The organism is Deinococcus gobiensis I-0, from assembly GCF_000252445.1.
Classification (GTDB): domain Bacteria; phylum Deinococcota; class Deinococci; order Deinococcales; family Deinococcaceae; genus Deinococcus; species Deinococcus gobiensis.
The window spans coordinates 2,702,071-2,719,957 of sequence record NC_017790.1 but is presented as its reverse complement, the minus strand read 5'-3'; the positions used below and the strand labels follow the sequence as shown (position 1 = coordinate 2,719,957).

Sequence of the window (17,887 nt, the reverse complement as noted above, 5' to 3'; positions counted from 1 at the left end):
TGCGCGCGGCATGAAGCGGCCGCCGCGTGCAGGGCGCGGCGGTCTCGGGGATGGAGTGGAGCGCCCTGCGGGCGCGGCTCCGGCCTCAGGCGCGCAGCAGGTCGGCCGCGATGATCACCTTCTGGATCTCGCTCGTGCCCTCGTAGATGCGCAGCAGGCGCTGGTCGCGGTAGAAGCGCTCGACCGGCGAGTCCTTCATGTAGCCCATGCCCCCGGCCACCTGCACGGCCTTGTCGGCCACCTGCGACAGGGCTTCGGTGGCGTGGTACTTGGCGACGCTCGCCATGCGGCGCACGTCCTGGCCCTCGTCCACCATCCAGGCGACTTTCTGCCACAGCACGCGGCTCGTCTGCACGGCGATCTCCATCTCGGCGAGCATGAACTGCACCGCCTGGAACTCGGCGATGGGCCTACCGAACTGCTCGCGGGCCTGCGCGTGCGCCACTGACAGGTCGAGCAGGCGCTGCATGGCTCCTGTGGAGCGCGCGGCGATGCCCACCCGCCCATTCGTCAGGATGCCCAGGGCCTCGCGGTAGCCCAGGTCGAGCGGCCCCAGCAGGTTCGCGGCCGGAATGGCGGCGTCCTCGAAGATCACCTCGGCCGAGAGCGAGCCCTTCTGGCCCATCTTCTCGTCGATCTTGCCGATGCTCACGCCGGGGGTGCTCTGCGGCTCGACCAGAAAGGCGCTCATGCCGCGCGCGCCCTTGCTGGCGTCGGTCACGGCGATGACGGTCAGGAGCCCGGCGATCGGCGCGTTCGAGATGTAGTGCTTGGTGCCGTTCAGGACGTACTCGTCCCCGCGCTTCTCGGCCCGCGTGCGGATGTTGGCGGCGTCGGAGCCGCTGCTCGGCTCGGTGATCGCGAAGCCCGCCACGCACTCGCCCGTCGCCATGCGCGGCAGGAAGCGGCGTTTCTGCTCCTCGTTGCCCAGCTTGACCAGCCCGCTCGTGCCGATGGATGCGTGAGCCGAGATCATGCCCCCGAAGCCCATATGCCCCTGCCCGAGCGCCTCGTACACCGCGCAGCGCCCCAGGGCGCCCAGGCCCACGCCTCCGTACTCCTCGGGGATGCTCAGGCCGAACAGGCCCAGCTCGGCGGCCTCCCGCAGCAGCTCGGGCGGAATACGGTTGGTGTCCTCGATCTCGTGCGCGCGCGCCTCGACGCGGGTCAGCACGAAATCACGGATGATCGCCTGCATGTCGCGCAGGTCGCCCGGCAAGTCGAAATTCATGTTGGGCCTCAGCCTACACCCGCGCGCCGGCTCCGGCAGCGGCCTGCACGCACGCCGGGCGGGGGATATTGACACTCCGCGCGGGGCCGCCTACACTGCTTAGGCCTGCAAGGGCTGCAATGGTGGCTTTAGCTCAGTTGGTTAGAGCGCCGCTCTGTGGAAGCGGAGGCCGGGGGTTCAAATCCCCTAAGCCACCCCAGAAGTTCCCCGGCTCACGTGCCCTTGGGCCGCCAGAGTCGGGGATTTTCCTTTTTACACGTGTGCGGGGATGGCGGAATTGGTAGACGCACCAGACTTAGGATCTGGTTCCCGTAGGGAGTGAGGGTTCAAGTCCCTTTTCTCGCACCAGCCACCTGGGGAGTGACCGGCGACCTGCCGGGCCGCTCCCCGGGTTTTTTGTGGCTTGCCCGGCCGACACCCGGCGGGCAAAAAGCACTATGATGCTCGGCGGCATGTCGCGCGCCCTCGCCGGGAACCGCGCCGGACCGGGCAACACCGGGCCAGGCGGAACCGGGCGGCGCAGGCGGCGTCACAAGCACACAACCAGGGCCACGCGCGGGCGCACAGCGCGGCGCGGCGGCCAGACGGGAGACGTATGGCAGAGCTGATCAGCAGGGAAGGCAACAAGGTGGAGTTCAAGGTCTCGGTGCCCGCCGCCGAGGTGAACCGCATGTACGACCAGGTATGGGCAGGCCTCGCGCGCGACGTGCGCGTGCCCGGCTTCCGGCCCGGCAAGGCGCCGCGCAAGGTCATCGAGGGCCGCGTGGGCAAGGGCTACGTCGAGCAGGAAGTGCGCGACCGTCTGCTCCAGACCCACTACCCCCAGGGGGCACGCGACCTCAAGCTCAACCTCGTGGACGCCACCATCGACCCCCAGAACCTCGCCAGCGGCCAGAGCTTCGACTTCACGGTGCGCGGTGAGACCTACCCCGAAGTCAAGCTGGGCGACTGGCGCGGCGTGGGCGTCACGGCCGCCGCCCCCGAGATCACCGACGAAGTGCTGGGCCGGACCCTCTCCGACCTCCAGGAGCGCAACGCCACCTTCGAGAGCGTCGAGCGTCCCATCGAGGCCAGCGACCAGGTGACCATCCAGGAGCAGGGCGAGGACGGCGGCACCTACCCCATCTACCTCGACGTGGCCGAGGAGCACGTGCGCGCCGCCCTGCTGGGCAAGCAGAAGGGCGACACTGTCGAGATCACCGTGCCGGCCCACCAGCACGGCGATCACGAGCACCCCGAGCACACCGTCACCGTGACGGTGCAGGACGTGAAGACCAAGCAGCTTCAGGAGCTGAACGACGAGTTCGCCAAGTCGCTGAACTTCGACAGCATCGAGCGCCTGCGCACCGACCTGAAGGGCGAACTCGAGCGCCGCGCGCAGCAGGAGGGCGACAACGCCCGCCGTGAGGAATTCGTCACCGCGCTGGTGGACGGCATGACCGTGGACATCCCCCAGGCGCTGCTCGACCGCCGCCGTGAGGCGATGCTCGAGGAGATCAAGGACGACCTCGGCCGCCAGGGCGTGCAGTGGGGCGAGTACGAGGCCTTCATGAAGGAGCAGGGCAAGCTCGACGAGTTCATGGCCGACCTGGCCAAGAACGCCGAGACCCGTGTGCGCCGTGACCTGGCCCTCGAGCAGCTCGCCGAGGACCTGAACGTGCAGGTGTCCGACCTGGAGTTCAACCAGACCATGAGCGCGCTGGCCCAGGCCAACAACCTGACCCCCGAGCAGCTCTCCTCGCAGCTCGGCCCCAACGGCCTGAACTCGTACTACATCAGCCTGATGCGCGAGAAGGGCCTCCAGCAGGCCATCGCCTCGCTCGGCGGCGAGCAGGCCACCGAGAAGTCGGCCGACAAGACGGACGAGCAGGCCGAGCAGAACGGGAACGAAAGCGAGGCCCCTGCCGAAGAGCAGAGCACCGCCCACCCCGAAAACCAGCCTGCCGGCGAGTAAGACCGCCGCTCCGGGGTAAAGCCCCAGCCCACAGGGACACGCTGTCATGGCGTGTCCCTGTGGCCGTTGTCGCCTGCGCCTCCTTGCACCGGGTTCAGACTGCCTCCAAATTGTTTGAACGACCGTTCAAGGAATGCTACGGTCTGGGGCGTGACTGCTGTGTCCGGCCCCGCTCCCCTGTCCTCCGCGCCCGCCGTGGGCATCGTGGCCGTCGGGGGGTACGCCCCCGCGCAGGTGGTGCCCAACGCGCACTACGCCGCGCGGCTGGAGACCACCGACGAGTGGATCCGCAGCCGCAGCGGCATCCGCGAGCGCCGCCACGCCGCGCCCGAAGAGACGGCGAGCGTGCTGGGCGGCCGGGCCGTGCAGGACCTTCTGGCCCGCTTTCCCGGCGCGCTGGAGGGCGTGGACCTCGTGATCTGCGCGACGAGCAGCCCCGACGCCATGTTTCCCTCGACGGCCGCACTGATCGCGGGCGCGGCGGGCCTGCGCGGCGCGGCGGCCTTCGACGTGAGCGTGGCGTGCAGCGGGTTCGTGTACGCGCTGAGCGTGGCGCACGCCATGGTCGTGGCCGGCACCGCGCGCCGCGCGCTGGTGGTCGGCGCCGAGGTCATGAGCCGCGTGGTGGACCAGGACGACCGCAGCACCGCAATCCTGTTCGGGGACGGCGCGGGGGCGGTGGTGGTCGGGCCGGTGCCGGCGGGCTACGGCGTGCAGGCCTTCGCGCTGGGGGCCGACAGCAGCGGCGGCCCCAGCCTGTTCCTGCGCGGCGCGGCCGTCTCCCTGCCCGGCGGCACGCCGATGGGGCCGCACCTGACCCAGAACGGCCGCGAGGTGTTCAAGTTCGCGGTGCGGATCATGGGCGACATGACCGAAGAGGTGATGCGCCGCGCGGGCCTGACGGTGGCCGACATCGCCGTGTTCGTGCCGCACCAGGCCAACGTGCGCATCATCGAGGCGGCGCTGGACCGCTTCGGGCTGCCGCCGGAGCGCGCGGTGGTCAATCTCGACCGCTACGGCAACACGAGCGCGGCGAGCATTCCCCTGGCGCTGGCCGAGGCGCAGGCCCAGGGGCGGCTGACCGACGGCGCCCAGGTGGTGCTCGCGGGCTTCGGGGGCGGCCTGAGCTGGGGCGCGGCGGCGCTGCGCTGGTGGGCGGCGCGGAATGGGGCCTCCGGGTCCACGCCGCCCATTTTCTGAACGGCCGTTCGGAGAATGGTAGCCTGCGGGACGTGAAAGCAATTGGCATCGTGGCCATGGGCATGTACGTGCCCCCGAAGGTCGTCACCAACGCCGACTTCGAGGCCCGGATGGACACCACCGCCGAGTGGATCGAGTCGCGCACCGGCATCCGGGAGCGGCGCCACGCCGAGCCGGGCGTCTACACCTCCGACATCGGCGTGGGGGCCGTGCGCGACCTGCTGCGCCGCGACCCCGACGCCCTGAAGGACGTGGACACCGTCATCTGCGCGACCGCGACCCCCGACGCCCTGTTTCCCTCGACGGCGGCCCTCGTCGCCGGGCAGGTGGGGCTGGCAGGCGCGGGGGCCTTCGACCTGCTCGCGGCGTGCAGCGGTTTCGTGTATGGCCTGAGCATGGCGCAGGGACTCATCCTGGCCGGCACCGCGCGGCGCGTGCTCGTCATCGGGGCGGAGGTGCTGACCACCATCGTGGACCAGGAGGACCGCAACACCGCGATCCTCTTCGGGGACGGCGGCGGCTGCGCGGTCGTGGGCGAGGTGCCGGAGGGCTACGGCTTCCAGGACTTCGTGCTGGGCGCCGACAGTGCGGGCGGGCCGGCCCTGTACCAGCGCTGTATCGCCCCCACGCTGCCGGGCGGCACGCCGATGGGCGAGAAGGCGGGCATGAACGGCCGCGAGGTGTTCAAGTTCGCGGTGCGTGTGCTGGGCGACAGCGGCAACCAGGTCCTGAAGAAGTCGGGCCTGACCCCCGCCGATGTGGACTGGGTCATTCCGCACCAGGCCAACCTGCGGATCATTGAGGCGGCGGTGCAGCGCTTCGGCATTCCCATGAGCAAGACGGTCGTGAACCTGGACCGTTACGGCAACACCTCGAGCGCCACCGTCGCCCTCGCGCTGCGCGAAGCGGTGGACGACGGTCGTGTGCAGGACGGCCAGCAACTGCTGCTCGTCGCGTTCGGCGGCGGCCTGAGCTGGGTCGCGGCCACGATGAAATGGTGGGGCGGGGGCCGCTCTCTGGGCGCGCTCGCGGCCCCGCAGGAGGCCCACGCATGAAGATCGCCGCTCTTTTTCCCGGCCAGGGGTCGCACGCCGTGGGCATGGGCGCGGACCTCGCCGCCGCCTTTCCCGAAGCCGGCGCCGTCTACGCCCAGGCCGAGACCACGCTGCCGGGCCTGCGCGCCCTGATCGAGACCGGTCCTCTGGAGGACCTGACCCTGACCGCCAACCAGCAGCCCGCCCTGGTGGCGGCGTCGGTGGCGGCCTACCGCGCGTGGCAGGCGCACACCGGCCTTCGTCCCGACTACGCCGCCGGGCACTCGCTCGGCGAGTATTCGGCGCTGGTGGCGGCGGGCGTGCTGGACCTGGGGACCGCGCTGCGCCTCACGCGCCTGCGCGGCGAACTCATGCAGGCGGCCGTGCCGGTGGGTGCCGGGGCCATGAGCGCCGTGATGGGCGACCCGGCGGCCGTGCGCGAGGTCTGCGCGGCGATCCAGGCCGCCGGTCAGGGGGCCGTACAGCCGGCCAACTTCAACGCGCCGACCCAGACCGTCATCTCGGGCGACAAGGCGGCGGTGGAAGCGGCGGGCGCCGAACTCAAGGCGCGTGGGCTCAAGGCCATTCCCCTGAAGGTCAGCGCGCCCTTCCACTGCGCGCTGATGGAGGGCGCGGCCGAGGGCCTGACCCCCGCGCTGGAGGCCACCACCTACGGCCCCTACGCCTTCCCGGTCGTGGCGAACGTGACGGCCGAGGCAGGGGCCGACCCGGCGCGCACGGCCGAACTGCTGCGCGCCCAGATCACGGGCAGCGTGCGCTGGGTCGAGTCGGTGCAGGCGCTCGCCGCCCAGGGCGTGGACACGTTCATCGAATTCGGCCCCGGCACGGTCCTGACCGGCCTCGTCAAGCGCATCCTGCCGGACGCCCGCACGCTGAACGTGGGCACGGCGCAGCAGGTCCGCGACTTCGCGCTCTGAGCGGCGCGCCTCCCCATTTCCCGTATCCAGAGGACCCCATGACCGATTCCCAAGACACGGCCGCTCCGGCCACCACTCCCCGCAAAGTCGCCCTGGTCACCGGCAGCAGCCGGGGCCTGGGCCGCGCCATCGCCCTGCGCCTCGCCGCCGACGGCTTCGACGTGGCCGTACATTACGGCCGGGGTGCCGAGGAGGCCGGGCGCGTGGCCGACGAGGCCCGGCGCCACGGCGCGCGCGCCGAGGTGTTCGGCGCCGACCTCTCGGTGCCCGCGAACGCCGGCAAGCTGGTCGAGGACGTGCTGGCCGCGTTCGGCCGCCTCGACGTGCTGGTGAACAATGCCGGCGTGACCCGCGACGGCCTCGCCGTGCGCATGAAGGACGAGGACTGGGACGCGGTCATCCAGACCAACCTGTCGAGCGCCTTCGCCGCCTGCCGCGCGGCCCTCAAGCACATGATGCGGGCGCGCACCGGGCGCATCGTCAACGTGGCCTCGGTGGTGGGCCTGACCGGCAATCCGGGGCAGGCCAACTACGTCGCCAGCAAGGCGGGCCTCATCGGGCTGACCAAGGCGCTCGCCAAGGAGTACGGCGGCCGGGGCGTCACCGTGAACGCGGTCGCGCCGGGCTTCATCGAGTCGGACATGACGGCCACGCTGCCCGAGGGCGTGCAGAAGGGCTACCTGGCGAACATCCCGCTGGCGCGCTTCGGGCAGCCCGAAGAGGTCGCGGCGGTCGTGGCCTTCCTCGCCAGCGAGGGCGCGGCCTACGTGACCGGCCAGACCATCGGCGTGGACGGCGGCCTGAACCCGCACTGAGCGCCACACGCTTGAACCCCGTTCAGGCACGGGGGGCAGCGGCGCCGGCGCGTGTAGACTGGCGCAGACTTCAGGTTTCTAGAAGGAGGAACTGACATGGCAACTTTTGACGACGTGAAAGAAGTGATTGTGGAAAAGCTGGGTGTGGACGCGGACAAGGTGGTCCCCGAGGCCCGTTTCGTCGAGGACCTGGGCGCCGACAGCCTGGAGACCGTCGAGCTGATCATGGGTCTGGAAGACAAGTTCGGCGTGACCATTCCCGACGAGGAAGCCGAAGGCATCCGCACCGTGCAGGCGGCCATCGACTACATCGAAAGCAAGCAGTAAACCGCCGCGCCGCACCGGGCACTTCCGGTGTCCGGCGGCGGCGAACCAAGCAGGGCAGGGGCGACAGAGGCGCGGCGCGACAGGCCCGCCCTTCGCCCCGATTCCTTTTCCCTGGGCGCTGGCCGGTGGGGGCTGGCAGCCCGGACCCCAGGAGGCAGGGCACATGGCAATTACAGGACTCAAGCGGGTGGTGATCACGGGCCTCGGTCCGGTCACGCCCATCGGTCTGGGCGCGGCGGCCTACGCCGAGGCCCAGCGCGCCGGCAAGAGCGGCATCACCCGCATCACCCGTTTCGACACCTCCGACGTATCGAGCAAGATCGCGGGTGAGGTCGCCGACAGCCTCGACCCCTACGTGGACCCGCGCGAGGCGCGCAAGCTCGACCGGTACGTGCAGCTCGCGCTGTCGGCGGCGGCGCTCGCGGTGGCCGACAGCGGCCTCTCGGAAGAGGAACTGCGCGGCGAGCGCACCGGCACCGTGCTGGGCAGCGGCATCGGCGGGGTCAAGACTTTCGAGGAACAGTCGCTGGTGCTGCACACGCGCGGCCCGGGGCGCATCTCGCCCATGTTCGTGCCCATGCAGATCGCCAACATGAGCACCGGCCACGTCGCCATGCGCTACGGCGCGACCGGCCCCAGCAGTACGGTCGTGACCGCCTGCGCGACCGGTACCGGGGCCATCGGAGACGCCGCGCGCTACATCCAGCTCGGCCTGGCCGACGTGATGCTCGCCGGGGGCAGCGAGGCGAGCATCACGCCCATCGCCATCGGGGGCTTCGCCAACATGAAGGCCCTCTCGACCCGCAACGACGACCCCGAACATGCCAGCCGGCCCTTCTCGGCCAGCCGCGACGGCTTCGTGCTGAGTGAAGGTGCGGGCGTGGTCGTGCTGGAGGAATACGAGAAGGCCAAGGCGCGCGGCGCGACCATCTACGCCGAGATCGTGGGCTACGGCACGAGTGCCGACGCGCACCACGTCACCATGCCGGCGCCCGAGGGCCGGGGCGCGCAGGTCGCCATGCGCATGGCGCTCGGCACGGCGGGCGTGAACCCCGAGCAGGTCGGGTACATCAACGCGCACGGCACGAGCACGCACTTCAACGACCTGCACGAGACCCAGGGCATCAAGCACGTGTTCGGCGACCACGCCTACCAGCTCGCGGTGAGCAGCACCAAGTCCATGACCGGGCACCTGCTGGGCGCGGCCGGAGCCATCGAGGCGATCGCGGTCGCGCAGGCGCTCAAAGACGGTGTCCTGCCCCCGACCATCAACCTCAGCGATCCCGACCCCGAACTGGACCTCGACTACATCGCCGACGGCGCGCGCGAGGCTCAGGTCGAGTACGCCCTGAGCAACTCCTTCGCGTTCGGCGGCCAGAACGCCGCGCTGCTGTTCAAGCGGGTCTGACCTTCGCGCGGGGCCGGAGGACAGGACAGGGGGGGTTGCCCCCGGTCCCTGTTCCCGGCCCCGCGCGCCCAGCTGACGTTCCCCTCACCGCCCCGAGGTTCTCTGTTAAGGAGTGAATACCGTGCCTGCCGAAGTGTCCGACCCGTCCGTCACGCCCGAAGTGTCCGCCACGAAAAAGGCGGTCCGCCGCACGTCCCGCAAGGCCCGGAAGGTGTCGGTCGCGGGCGACCGGCTGCGGACCCTGAGCACCGTCGCCAACGGCGAGAGCCGGTATCTGAACCGCGAGCTGTCGTGGCTGGCCTTCAACGAGCGGGTGCTGGCCGAGGCCCGTGACCGCCGCAACCCGCCGCTGGAACGCCTGAAATACGCGGCGATCTGCGGCAGCAACCTCGACGAGTTCTTCATGGTGCGTGTCGCCGGGGTCCACCGCCAGATCGCTGCCGGGGTGATGGTGCCCGGCCCCGACGGCCTGATGCCGCGCGAGACGCTGGCGCTGGTGCGCGAACGGACCCACGGCATGCTGCGCGAGATCGAGAAGGCGACCCGGCACGCCCTGCGCGAGCTGCAGGAGGCCGGCGTCCGCATGACGCGCGTCGCGGACCTGGGCAAGCGGGCGCGGGCGCAGCTGCGCGAACACTACCTCGCGGAGATCCAGCCGGTGCTGACGCCGCTGGTCGTGGACCCCAGCCACCCCTTTCCGTACCTCAGCAACCTCAGCCTGAACCTGGGCGTGCTGCTGGGATCGGACGAGGGCGAGGAACCCGACTTCGCGCGGGTCAAGATTCCGGTGGGGGTGCTGCCGCGCGTGGTGGCGGTGGGCGACCAGCTCCTGATGCTCGAGGACGTGATCGCCGCGCATATCGGCGAACTGTTCAAGGGCCGCCGGGTGCTGCGCGCGCACCTGTTCCGCGTGACGCGCAACACCGACTACGAGTTCGAGGAGGAAGAGGCCGAAGACCTGCTCGCCACCATCGAGGACGGACTGCGCCGCCGCCGCTTCGGCTCGGCGGTGCGCCTGGAGGTCATCCGCGACACGCCCCAGGACATCCTGGACTTCCTGCGCGAGAAGCTGCGCCTGGCCGCCGACGACCTGTTCCTGCTCGAAGGGCCGCTGGGCACCGCCGACCTGATGGGGCTGCCGGTCAGCCGTCCCGACCTCGCCTACCCCGACTTCACGCCCGCCGTGGCCGATCTCGACGGGGACGAGGAAGACGGCATCTTCGACACGCTGGGGCGCGGCGACGTGATCCTGCACCATCCCTACGACTCCTTCGTGAACGTCCTGAACTTCCTGGAGGAGGCGGCGCGCGACCCGCAGGTACTGGCGATCAAGCAGACGCTCTACCGCACCGGCGACGACCCCAAGCTGCTGGGGGCGCTGCGCATGGCCGCCGAGAATGGCAAGCAGGTCGTCGCCATGATCGAACTCAAGGCCCGCTTCGACGAGCAGCGCAACATCTCCTGGGCGCGTAAACTCGAGCGCGCCGGGGCGCACGTCGTGTACGGCGTGGCCGGCCTCAAGACCCACGCCAAGGTCTCGATGGTGGTGCGGCGCGAGCCCGGCGGCCTGCGGCGCTACGTGCATATCGGCACCGGCAACTACAACGCCAAGACCGCGCGGCTGTACACCGACCTGAGCCTGCTCTCGGCCGACACCGAGCTGGGGGCCGACGTGGCCGAGCTGTTCAACCACCTCACCGGCTACGCCGAGGCCGAGTACACCCACCTGCTCGTGGCCCCCGAGACGGCCCGCAGCGGTTTCGAGGCCCTGCTGGAGCGCGAGGCCGAACACGCCCGCGCCGGGCGCGAGGCCTGGGCGCGCATCAAGGTCAACCAGCTCACCGATCCCGGCATGGTCGAGGCGCTGTACCGCGCGTCCGAGGCGGGCGTGAAGATCGAGATGGTCATTCGCGGCGTGTGCTGCCTGCGCCCCGGCGTGCCGGGCCTTTCGGGGACCATCCGCGTGCGCAGCCTGCTCGGGCGCTACCTGGAACACGCCCGCGTGTACGCCTTCGGCAACGGCGGCAGCCCCGAAGTGTACTTCGGCAGCGCCGACTGGATGAGCCGCAACCTCGACCGCCGGGTGGAGGTCATCGCGCCTGTCCTCGAAGACCGGCACCGTGACGCCTTCCTGAAGATCCTGGCGACCGAATGGAGCGACCAGCGCGGCAGCTGGGAACTGTGCAGCGACGGCGAATATGAGAAAGAGGAGGGCGACCGCAGCGCCCAGCAGACCTTCGCCGACGCGCGGCACCCGGTTTAGGTCGGCTGGGCGGGCAACCGGGGGAGCGGCCCGGCGGTGCGGGGCAGCGCGGCGGCGTTAAGGCTCGGGTGCGGGGCGGGCAAATCGGCCCGGCCCGCCCCGGCGCTTGGGGTAGGCTGAGGCCCGAATCTCTGCCTGAGCCTCCCCGCCGATCGCCTCCCGCGACGACCTCGCGACGAAGTAGGTGCCGACCATGCTCGAATCTCCGCAGTCCAAGAAGGCCACGCCGCCCCGCCTGCCGGTGGGTGCGCACAACGCCCAGAAACCCCGGGGGGCGCAGCCCAGGCCGCAGGCGTCCCCGGCCCGGGCCGCGCCGGCCCGTCCGGCGGCCACACCGGCCCCGACCCGCACCCCCCCGGCGGCGCGGGGGTTGATGTCGCTGTTCGGCGGCAAGCTCAAGCAGCTCGCAGCGGCGGGGCGTCAGGGCCTGAAGTCCATCAGTGACGGGGCGAAGAAGGTCGTGTCGCAGGCCGGCAAGCTGGCGAGCAATGCCGGGCAGGCCGTCAAGAAGGGCGTGGTCGACGCCACCTGGAACAAGGTGACGGGCGTCGGGGAGTTCGCCGCCAAGAAGGTCAAGCAGTTCAAGGCGTGGTACGCCACCCCCGAGGGCAAGGCCAAGTTCTGGAAGGGCGTGGCCCTGACGGCCGTGGGGGTCGCCACCGTCGCCTCGGGCGGGGCCCTGACCGCTCCGGCCCTGGCCCTGGCCGCCGGGATCAGCGCGGGCGGCGGCATTGCCGCCACCGTCATCGAGAACAAGGTGTTCAACAGCGCCGCCAAGGCCAAGGCGCAGCAGGACAAGAAATACACGTATAAGAAACGCGACTGGAACGAAGGGATCACCCTGCGCAGCGTCGCGGTCGACGCCCTGGTCGGCAGCGTGGGTGGCCCGGTCCTGAAATACGGAGCCAAGGCCCTGGTCGGCACGGGGGTCGCGCTCGCCAAGGGATCGCTGCCTTTCGCCAAGGGCCTGCTGCACGGCGCGGCGGGGACGGGGAGCAGGGTGGCCTCGCGCGTGTTCCCGAGCGCGGTCAAGACGGCCTTCCGGTCGGTGGGGCGTTTCCTGGGCCGCAACGTGGCCGACCCGGTCCGCGCGGTCGGCCGGGGGGTGGGCAAGGTGGCGACCGGTACGGCGCGTCTGGCCCGCAACGCCGCCGGTAAGGTCAAGGCGAGTGGCGTGGGGCAGGCGGTCTCGCTGGGCGCACGCCGGGCGCGCACCTCGCTGCGCCTTCACACCCGCACCCTGCGCCGCTTTGCCCGCAACGCCCCCAAGAGTGTGGCCGAGTGGACCAAGAAGAAGGTCGCGCAGGCCCGCCGCTGGGACCGCCGCCTGCTGACCCGGCTGAAGGTCGAGATGCGCAAGAGCCCGGTGCTCCGGGCTGCCCGCACGTTCCGCGACAAGGTGGACGGCGTGGGGAACAAGGTCAGCAAGCTGCTGGTGCGCGGCAAGGTCCGGGCCGCCGACGGCCTCGACGCCCTGGGCGGGAAGCTCGGGCAGGCCGGGGGCAAGCTCAAGCAGACGAGCGTGGCCCAGTTCGTACGCAACCGCAAGGACGGCGTGGTCAAGTACCTCGACGACGTGGTGCGTAATCACCCGGACGGCCATTTCGGCAAGGCCATCGTGGAATTCCGGGCGAGCGGCGCGGCGATCCGGACCCACCTGGGCAAGGTGTGGGGGGACGTCGGGCAGGGCCTGAACAAGGACCTCTCGCGCCTGCTGGGCCGCCACGGCAGCCTCCAGGCCGATTTCAAGACCCTGGCGGAGCAGGGCAACCGCGCCCTGTACGACCAGGAAGTCGCCGCCGCGCGGCGGACGGCCACCGACCGGCTGCACCTGAAGGTCTTGCAGGACACGGAGAATGCGGAGTTGGCGGCCCAGACCCGGCGTGGGATTCAGGTTTCCGATACGGTGCGGCGACAGGCGCACGACAAGGCCGTCAAAGCGGCGGACGACGCGGTGAATCGTCAGGCCGACCACCTCACCCGGCAGGCAGAGAAATTCGTGGCGCGGCATCCCTCGACGGTGGTCGAGACGGCGGCGTTGCGTGCCCAGTCGCTCGAAGCCGCCAGGAAGGTCGCCGAGAAGTACTTCGGCAAGGCCAGCGGGCAAAAGGGCCTCATCGAGCGGACAGGCATGGCGCTCACGGCGCCTCTGCGCGCGCCGATCAACGACCGGCTGGAACTGTACAAGAAGTTCGGCGACGCCTTCCGCAGCAGCACGCCCGTCGCTTCGGCCGCGCTGGTGGGCACCGAGGTCGTGACCGAGCAGGCCGAGAAGGCCTTCGAGGACAGCTTCAAGAAATCCACCGAGGACTTGACCGACCGGTGGGCCGGCCGCCAGGACAAGGATGGGAAGGAGAAGAAGGCCAAGCCCGAAGACGTGAACGTGATGGTCGGGACCATGAAAGAGGCGGAGAAGACCGTCTCTCCCTTCGTGGTGGTGGAGGAGATGTGGGGCGAGACCGAGAAGAGCCTCAACATCAAGCCGCCGGAGGAGGACTGATGTTCGGTCTTTTTGGCAAGAAGAAGGTGGAGGCCAACCTGCGTCAGGGCGTCGAGGTCGGCGAAATGCGGAAGACAGCATTCGATCTCCTGTTTGACCTGGGCCAGTTGTCACCGGAATTTGGGCTTGAGCGAAACGACGAAGAAGGCTTTTTTTCTTTCAATTACCACGGAATTCCGGTTACGGCGCCCTACCTGAGTAACGTGCAGGGCCTTTCCCTGCGGACCACCCTACCCGAGTGCACGCTTCGGCGCGCCACCTCGGCCACCGAGAAAGCCACGGCCTACCGCTGCCTGGACCACGTATGCCGCAGCCGTCCCGGTGCGCGGGCGTATTTCGACCCGGCGAGCGGTGACCTCGTGGTCGCGGTCGAGTCGGCGGGTTTCGGGGAGCAGCTGCGGGCCGATACGGCCATCGACATCGCCCTGTTCATGCTCGAAGAGGCCGTATATGCCGCCCGCCTGTTCCTGGGCCTGCCGGCCACGCCGGTCGCCCCAGCCCGCGCCGAGCAGTTCGGGGGCGGTTACCATTTCGGTGAGGGCATGCGGACCTATCCGACGGCCCGCGACGCCTTCGCGGCGTATCTGGTCAAGCACCTGTCCTGCGAGGAAGTGTCGCGCGACGAGCGCTCGGTGCTGCTGCGCTCCGGCCCGGTGGATTACGAGGTGATGGGGATGGGCTGGCCCAGCGGCTTCATGGTCGCCACAACCACGCGCGGGTTTCGCCACAGCATGCGCGACGACGCGCGCTACGTGCAGATTCAGGAGCGGCTCGCGCAACCCGTGACCAATCCGGAGCGGCCCGGCGAGTGGTCCTGGAACTTCCGCGACCCGGGCCGCACGGCCATCGCCTACTTTCAGGAGGACGGCAGCTTCGTGGTCGGGCAGTACGGGTTCGGCAGCCCGCGCACCGATGCGAACGGCCCCGCCTACGAGCTGGTGGCCCAGGCACAGAGTCTCGGTGTGTATGCCATGACCCTGCTGGTCGAGGACCTGCCCGACGACCTGTATTCCGACGAGGCCAACCGGCCCAACTGAGCCGGACCCCGCCTGCCCCCGGACCGCCCGCCCCGCCCTGCGAGGAGCCGAGATGACCAAGACCCGCGCCAAGCCCGCCAAGAAGTCTGCTCCCAAGCCTGCCGCCGACATGGACGCCTCCGCCGACAAGGCGGCGCCGCCCAAGTCCACCGAACTCAAGGTGCGTCGCCCCCACGCCCCGGCACGCGCCCAGCCCGGCGATCCTCTGGGCGCGGCGCTGGAGGCGCAGGGGTTCACCGTGCAGGACGAGCCGGGCCTGGGGCGCCGCTTCGCTTTCGAGGGCGGCACCTACTACCTGGTGTCGGCCGAGGGCGACGAGACCTTCTACCACCTGCTGTACCCCAATTTCTGGGAGCTGGAGTCGGACGAGGAATACGTGCGCGCCCTATATGCCTGCGACGCCGTGAACCGCGAGGCCAAGCTGGTCAAGCTGCACACCGCCGAAAACGACGTCTGGGCCGGAGTCGAGTCGCTGCACGAGACGCCCGCCGCCTTCGCGGCCCAGGTGCCCCGCTATCTCAGCTACCTTCAGGAATCGGTGCGCGCCTTCCGCGACGTGATGCTCGCCGCCGCCGAGGACCTGGCCGAAGCCGGGGCCTGAGGTCTCAGCGGACCGGGGCGGGCCCAGCCTCGCGCAGCCAGGGCCAACGCTCCCGGTAGCTCGCCACCTTGGCGGCGTACAGGCCCGGGGTGTGGTTGTGCGGGTTGGGGCGCAGCACCCCGGCGGCGAGGTCTTCCAGTCCGCAGGGGGCATAGACCTCGCCGCCCGCGTCCACGCCGACGCAGGTACATTCGACCAGAAACTGCCGGATGCCCTCGCGGGCGCTGCCGATGGGCGGGCGGCTCAGGCCGTGGTGTGCCGGAAACCACAGGTGGACGCGGGCCTGGTTCCGCACTTCGATGGGGGCGTTCAGATCGGCGAACAGCCCGGCCGCTTCCCGGATGACCGTGTCCTCGGCCTCGTAGCTCGTGTCGGGGTGCCAGTAGAAGAGGTCGTAGTCGCGGATGCCCTGTGCCGGCGCGAGGCCTCGCCCCACGTTCCAGACGGTGCCGAACAGGGCCCCGGCCACGAGATGAACCTGCGGCGCCCACCGTTCCAGCAGGGGCAGCCGCTCCAGAATCGCCGCGTTGACGGGGTTGCGGCGCACGGCGGCCAGAAAGTCGGCGTCGTTCATGCCCGCGCGGCGACGGCGGCCTGCGCGTTCGCCAGCAGGGCCGGAAAGTGGGCGGTGGCGGCCCAGGCGCGGCCCCAGCCGGGCCAGCTGTGGCCCAGGCGCAGGTCGGGGAGCAGGTGCTCCGGCAGCGTGAGACCGCGCGCTCCGGCGACTGCGCCCACCACGCAGGCCACCGTATCGGCGTCGTCGCCGCCCATGACCGCCGGTTCGACCGCGTCCTGCCAGGTGTCGGCCCTGGCGTGGGCGACCGCCGCCTCCAGCGTGTCGAGGACGTAGCCGCTCTGCGACGTGACGTGGCCCTCCAGCCCCCGGCGCACGCGGGCGCGCACCTCGGCGCGGGCCGAGCGGTCGGCCTTGCCGAAGGCGTCGAAGGCGGGCCGGGTGTCGAGGCCCAGCAGGCCGGCGTCCAGCAGCGCGGCGCGGGCGTCGAGGCCGTCCATGACCCGCAGGCCGCTCTCGGCCGCGTCGCGGTAGGCCGCTTCTCCGGCCAGCGCTGCCAGAAAGGCCGTGAAGAACACCGAAGCGTGGACGCAGCGCGGGTCGGCGTGGGTCAGTGCCGTGACCAGGGCCGACTCGCGGGCCAGCGCCGCGCCCTCCAGCCCGGCCAGCCAGACGGCGGCGATGCGCATCAGGCCGCCGTTGCCCGCACTCTGGAAGCCGCCCGCCTGCCAGGCCCGCACGCCGCCGTCCGGTTGTCCGGAGCGCAGCGCCTCACGGGTCAGGCCGCCCACGTCCGGGGGACCGGCGAGCAGCCACCCGTGCAGGGCTGCCAGGACGCCGGCCAGCCCCTCGCCGCGCGCGTAGCCCAGCAGGGTCGCGGCGACCATCTGGGTGTCGTCGGTGGCCTCGCCGGGCGCGAAGCCGAAGACGCTGCCCGGCTGGTAGGTCGTGACGCTCTCGCCGTAACGGGCGCGGATGACCTGCGGCGTCTTGAATTCGGTCGCGGCGCCCAGGGCGTCGGCGGCGGCCAGCGAGAACAGCGTGGGCAGTCGGTGGTCGGTCACGGGGATTATTCTCGCGCACCGGGCCACGGAAATCCCCACGGATCGGCGGCGGCCAAGGCGTCCGTCCGCGCCGCGTCGTGCGTCCCCACCGGCAGCGGGAAGTCGGCGGGGATCACCGGTACCCTCAGCAGTGGGCGCACTGGCCCAGCATGAAGCCACTGCGGCTCGCGCACCGTGCCCAGCCCGGGCCAGTCATAGGGCGGCATCTGCCTGAAGCCCTCCGGGGGCAGCACGTCCACGGTGCCGGGGGTCAGCAGCGCGGCGCCGTCCGTGACCGTCCGCTCACGCGGCGCGAGCGAGAGGAAATAACGCATGGACGACCAGCCGTCCACCCCGCGCACCTGCAAGGCCATGTTCAGCATCCGGGCTACGCGGGAGCGGTCGCGCAGAGCAGACATCATCGCCCAGAGGCCGTCGGACGCGGCGAACACGCCCGCGCGTTTGCTGAAGTTGTCCGGGCTGAGGTCGTGGGGCGTGCGCGGTTCAAACAGGGTCAGGTCCGATCGGGGAGCGGCGGCGCTTCGAGCATCCAGGGGCGCATGAGTTACTCCTCTGCCTGCCCAGTCCACTCTTCCAGCAGGTACTGGAGGCGGGTCTGGGCATTCTCCTGGCTGCCGTAGACGCTGCGTAGCAATTCGCCGCCCGGCGCGAAGGCCAGCCAGTACGGCGTGCCCTCGGTGTGCCAGTGCCGCGCGAAGCTGCCGTCCAGGTCGAGGGCCACCGCGAAGGGCAGCCGGGCGAAGTCGCGGGCGAACTTCACCAGGGTCGGCTCCACGTCCCCGCGCGCCAGGTCGCGGTGGCCCAGGCTGGTGTGCACGGCCAGCAGGTTCACCCGGTCCCCGAACTCGCCGTGCAGCCGCTTGAGAAAGGGAACGCCGCGCGACACGCAGCCCGGGCATTCCAGGTTGAAGGTCATGACCAGCCCCGGCCGCGTCCACCCGGTCGGCGGGGGCAGGGGAGAGCCGTGTACGAAATCGGCGGGCGCAGGCCACAGCATGGGG

Annotated in this window: 16 protein-coding genes and 2 tRNA genes; 13 read left to right on the top strand and 5 right to left on the bottom strand. The window is 70.8% G+C overall.

Annotation, left to right across the window (positions count from 1 at the left end; translation table 11 throughout):
* Nucleotides 1-85: 85 nt before the first annotated feature.
* The gene (locus DGO_RS12925; protein ID WP_014685965.1) at nucleotides 86-1,231 is read right to left on the bottom strand and encodes an acyl-CoA dehydrogenase family protein; all 1,146 of its coding nucleotides are present in this window, start codon (nucleotides 1,229-1,231) and stop codon (nucleotides 86-88) included.
* 122 nt (nucleotides 1,232-1,353) lie between these two features.
* Between DGO_RS12925 and DGO_RS12920 the strand changes: the two genes are divergently transcribed.
* From DGO_RS12920 to DGO_RS12855, 13 genes are all read left to right on the top strand, one after another.
* Nucleotides 1,354-1,430 (top strand) — tRNA-His (locus tag DGO_RS12920).
* 63 nt (nucleotides 1,431-1,493) lie between these two features.
* A tRNA-Leu gene (locus DGO_RS12915) sits at nucleotides 1,494-1,579 on the top strand.
* A gap of 247 nt (nucleotides 1,580-1,826) precedes the next feature.
* Nucleotides 1,827-3,185 carry a trigger factor gene (gene tig / locus DGO_RS12910; protein ID WP_014685964.1) on the top strand — a complete coding sequence of 453 codons (1,359 nt, stop codon included), beginning with the start codon at nucleotides 1,827-1,829 and terminating at the stop codon, nucleotides 3,183-3,185.
* Nucleotides 3,186-3,335: 150 nt separating this feature from the next.
* A complete protein-coding gene (locus tag DGO_RS12905) occupies nucleotides 3,336-4,385 on the top strand; it encodes a beta-ketoacyl-ACP synthase III (RefSeq protein ID WP_226991374.1) in 1,050 nt (349 codons plus the stop codon).
* A 56-nt stretch (nucleotides 4,386-4,441) separates the two neighbouring features.
* Nucleotides 4,442-5,440 carry a beta-ketoacyl-ACP synthase III gene (locus tag DGO_RS12900; protein WP_050920915.1) on the top strand — a complete coding sequence of 333 codons (999 nt, stop codon included), beginning with the start codon at nucleotides 4,442-4,444 and terminating at the stop codon, nucleotides 5,438-5,440.
* Nucleotides 5,437-6,357, top strand: a complete 921-nt coding sequence (gene fabD, locus DGO_RS12895; protein ID WP_043802403.1) for an ACP S-malonyltransferase — start codon at nucleotides 5,437-5,439, stop codon at nucleotides 6,355-6,357. Before DGO_RS12900 ends, fabD begins: the two co-directional genes overlap by 4 nt.
* Before the next feature lie 38 nt (nucleotides 6,358-6,395).
* On the top strand, nucleotides 6,396-7,172 hold the full coding sequence (fabG, locus tag DGO_RS12890) for a 3-oxoacyl-[acyl-carrier-protein] reductase (protein ID WP_014685960.1): 777 nt from the start codon (nucleotides 6,396-6,398) through the stop codon (nucleotides 7,170-7,172).
* 96 nt (nucleotides 7,173-7,268) lie between these two features.
* Complete coding sequence (acpP, locus tag DGO_RS12885) at nucleotides 7,269-7,499, top strand: acyl carrier protein (protein WP_014685959.1); 231 nt, start codon at nucleotides 7,269-7,271, stop codon at nucleotides 7,497-7,499.
* A 163-nt stretch (nucleotides 7,500-7,662) separates the two neighbouring features.
* Nucleotides 7,663-8,907 carry a beta-ketoacyl-ACP synthase II gene (gene fabF, locus DGO_RS12880; protein ID WP_014685958.1) on the top strand — a complete coding sequence of 415 codons (1,245 nt, stop codon included), beginning with the start codon at nucleotides 7,663-7,665 and terminating at the stop codon, nucleotides 8,905-8,907.
* Between the two features lie 211 nt (nucleotides 8,908-9,118).
* A complete protein-coding gene (ppk1, locus tag DGO_RS12875) occupies nucleotides 9,119-11,170 on the top strand; it encodes a polyphosphate kinase 1 (RefSeq protein WP_226991507.1) in 2,052 nt (683 codons plus the stop codon).
* 193 nt (nucleotides 11,171-11,363) lie between these two features.
* Complete coding sequence (locus tag DGO_RS12865; RefSeq protein ID WP_145975329.1) at nucleotides 11,364-13,670, top strand: hypothetical protein; 2,307 nt, start codon at nucleotides 11,364-11,366, stop codon at nucleotides 13,668-13,670.
* Nucleotides 13,670-14,707 carry a hypothetical protein gene (locus DGO_RS12860; protein ID WP_050920814.1) on the top strand — a complete coding sequence of 346 codons (1,038 nt, stop codon included), beginning with the start codon at nucleotides 13,670-13,672 and terminating at the stop codon, nucleotides 14,705-14,707. The genes DGO_RS12865 and DGO_RS12860 overlap by 1 nt, the downstream gene beginning before the upstream one ends.
* Nucleotides 14,708-14,759: 52 nt before the next feature.
* Nucleotides 14,760-15,308, top strand: a complete 549-nt coding sequence (locus tag DGO_RS12855; RefSeq protein WP_226991373.1) for a hypothetical protein — start codon at nucleotides 14,760-14,762, stop codon at nucleotides 15,306-15,308.
* Nucleotides 15,309-15,312: 4 nt separating this feature from the next.
* Here the strand turns inward: DGO_RS12855 and DGO_RS12850 are convergent, their stop codons facing one another.
* The 4 genes from DGO_RS12850 to DGO_RS12835 form a co-directional block, all read right to left on the bottom strand.
* Complete coding sequence (locus DGO_RS12850) at nucleotides 15,313-15,882, bottom strand: nucleotidyltransferase family protein (protein WP_014685953.1); 570 nt, start codon at nucleotides 15,880-15,882, stop codon at nucleotides 15,313-15,315.
* Complete coding sequence (locus tag DGO_RS12845; RefSeq protein ID WP_043802390.1) at nucleotides 15,879-16,886, bottom strand: ADP-ribosylglycohydrolase family protein; 1,008 nt, start codon at nucleotides 16,884-16,886, stop codon at nucleotides 15,879-15,881. Before DGO_RS12845 ends, DGO_RS12850 begins: the two co-directional genes overlap by 4 nt.
* 5 nt (nucleotides 16,887-16,891) lie before the next feature.
* The gene (locus DGO_RS12840; protein WP_145975328.1) at nucleotides 16,892-17,287 is read right to left on the bottom strand and encodes a hypothetical protein; all 396 of its coding nucleotides are present in this window, start codon (nucleotides 17,285-17,287) and stop codon (nucleotides 16,892-16,894) included.
* A gap of 143 nt (nucleotides 17,288-17,430) precedes the next feature.
* Entirely contained in the window at nucleotides 17,431-17,883 is a 453-nt protein-coding gene (locus DGO_RS12835) for a peroxiredoxin family protein (RefSeq protein ID WP_043802388.1), read from the bottom strand.
* Nucleotides 17,884-17,887: the final 4 nt, after the last annotated feature.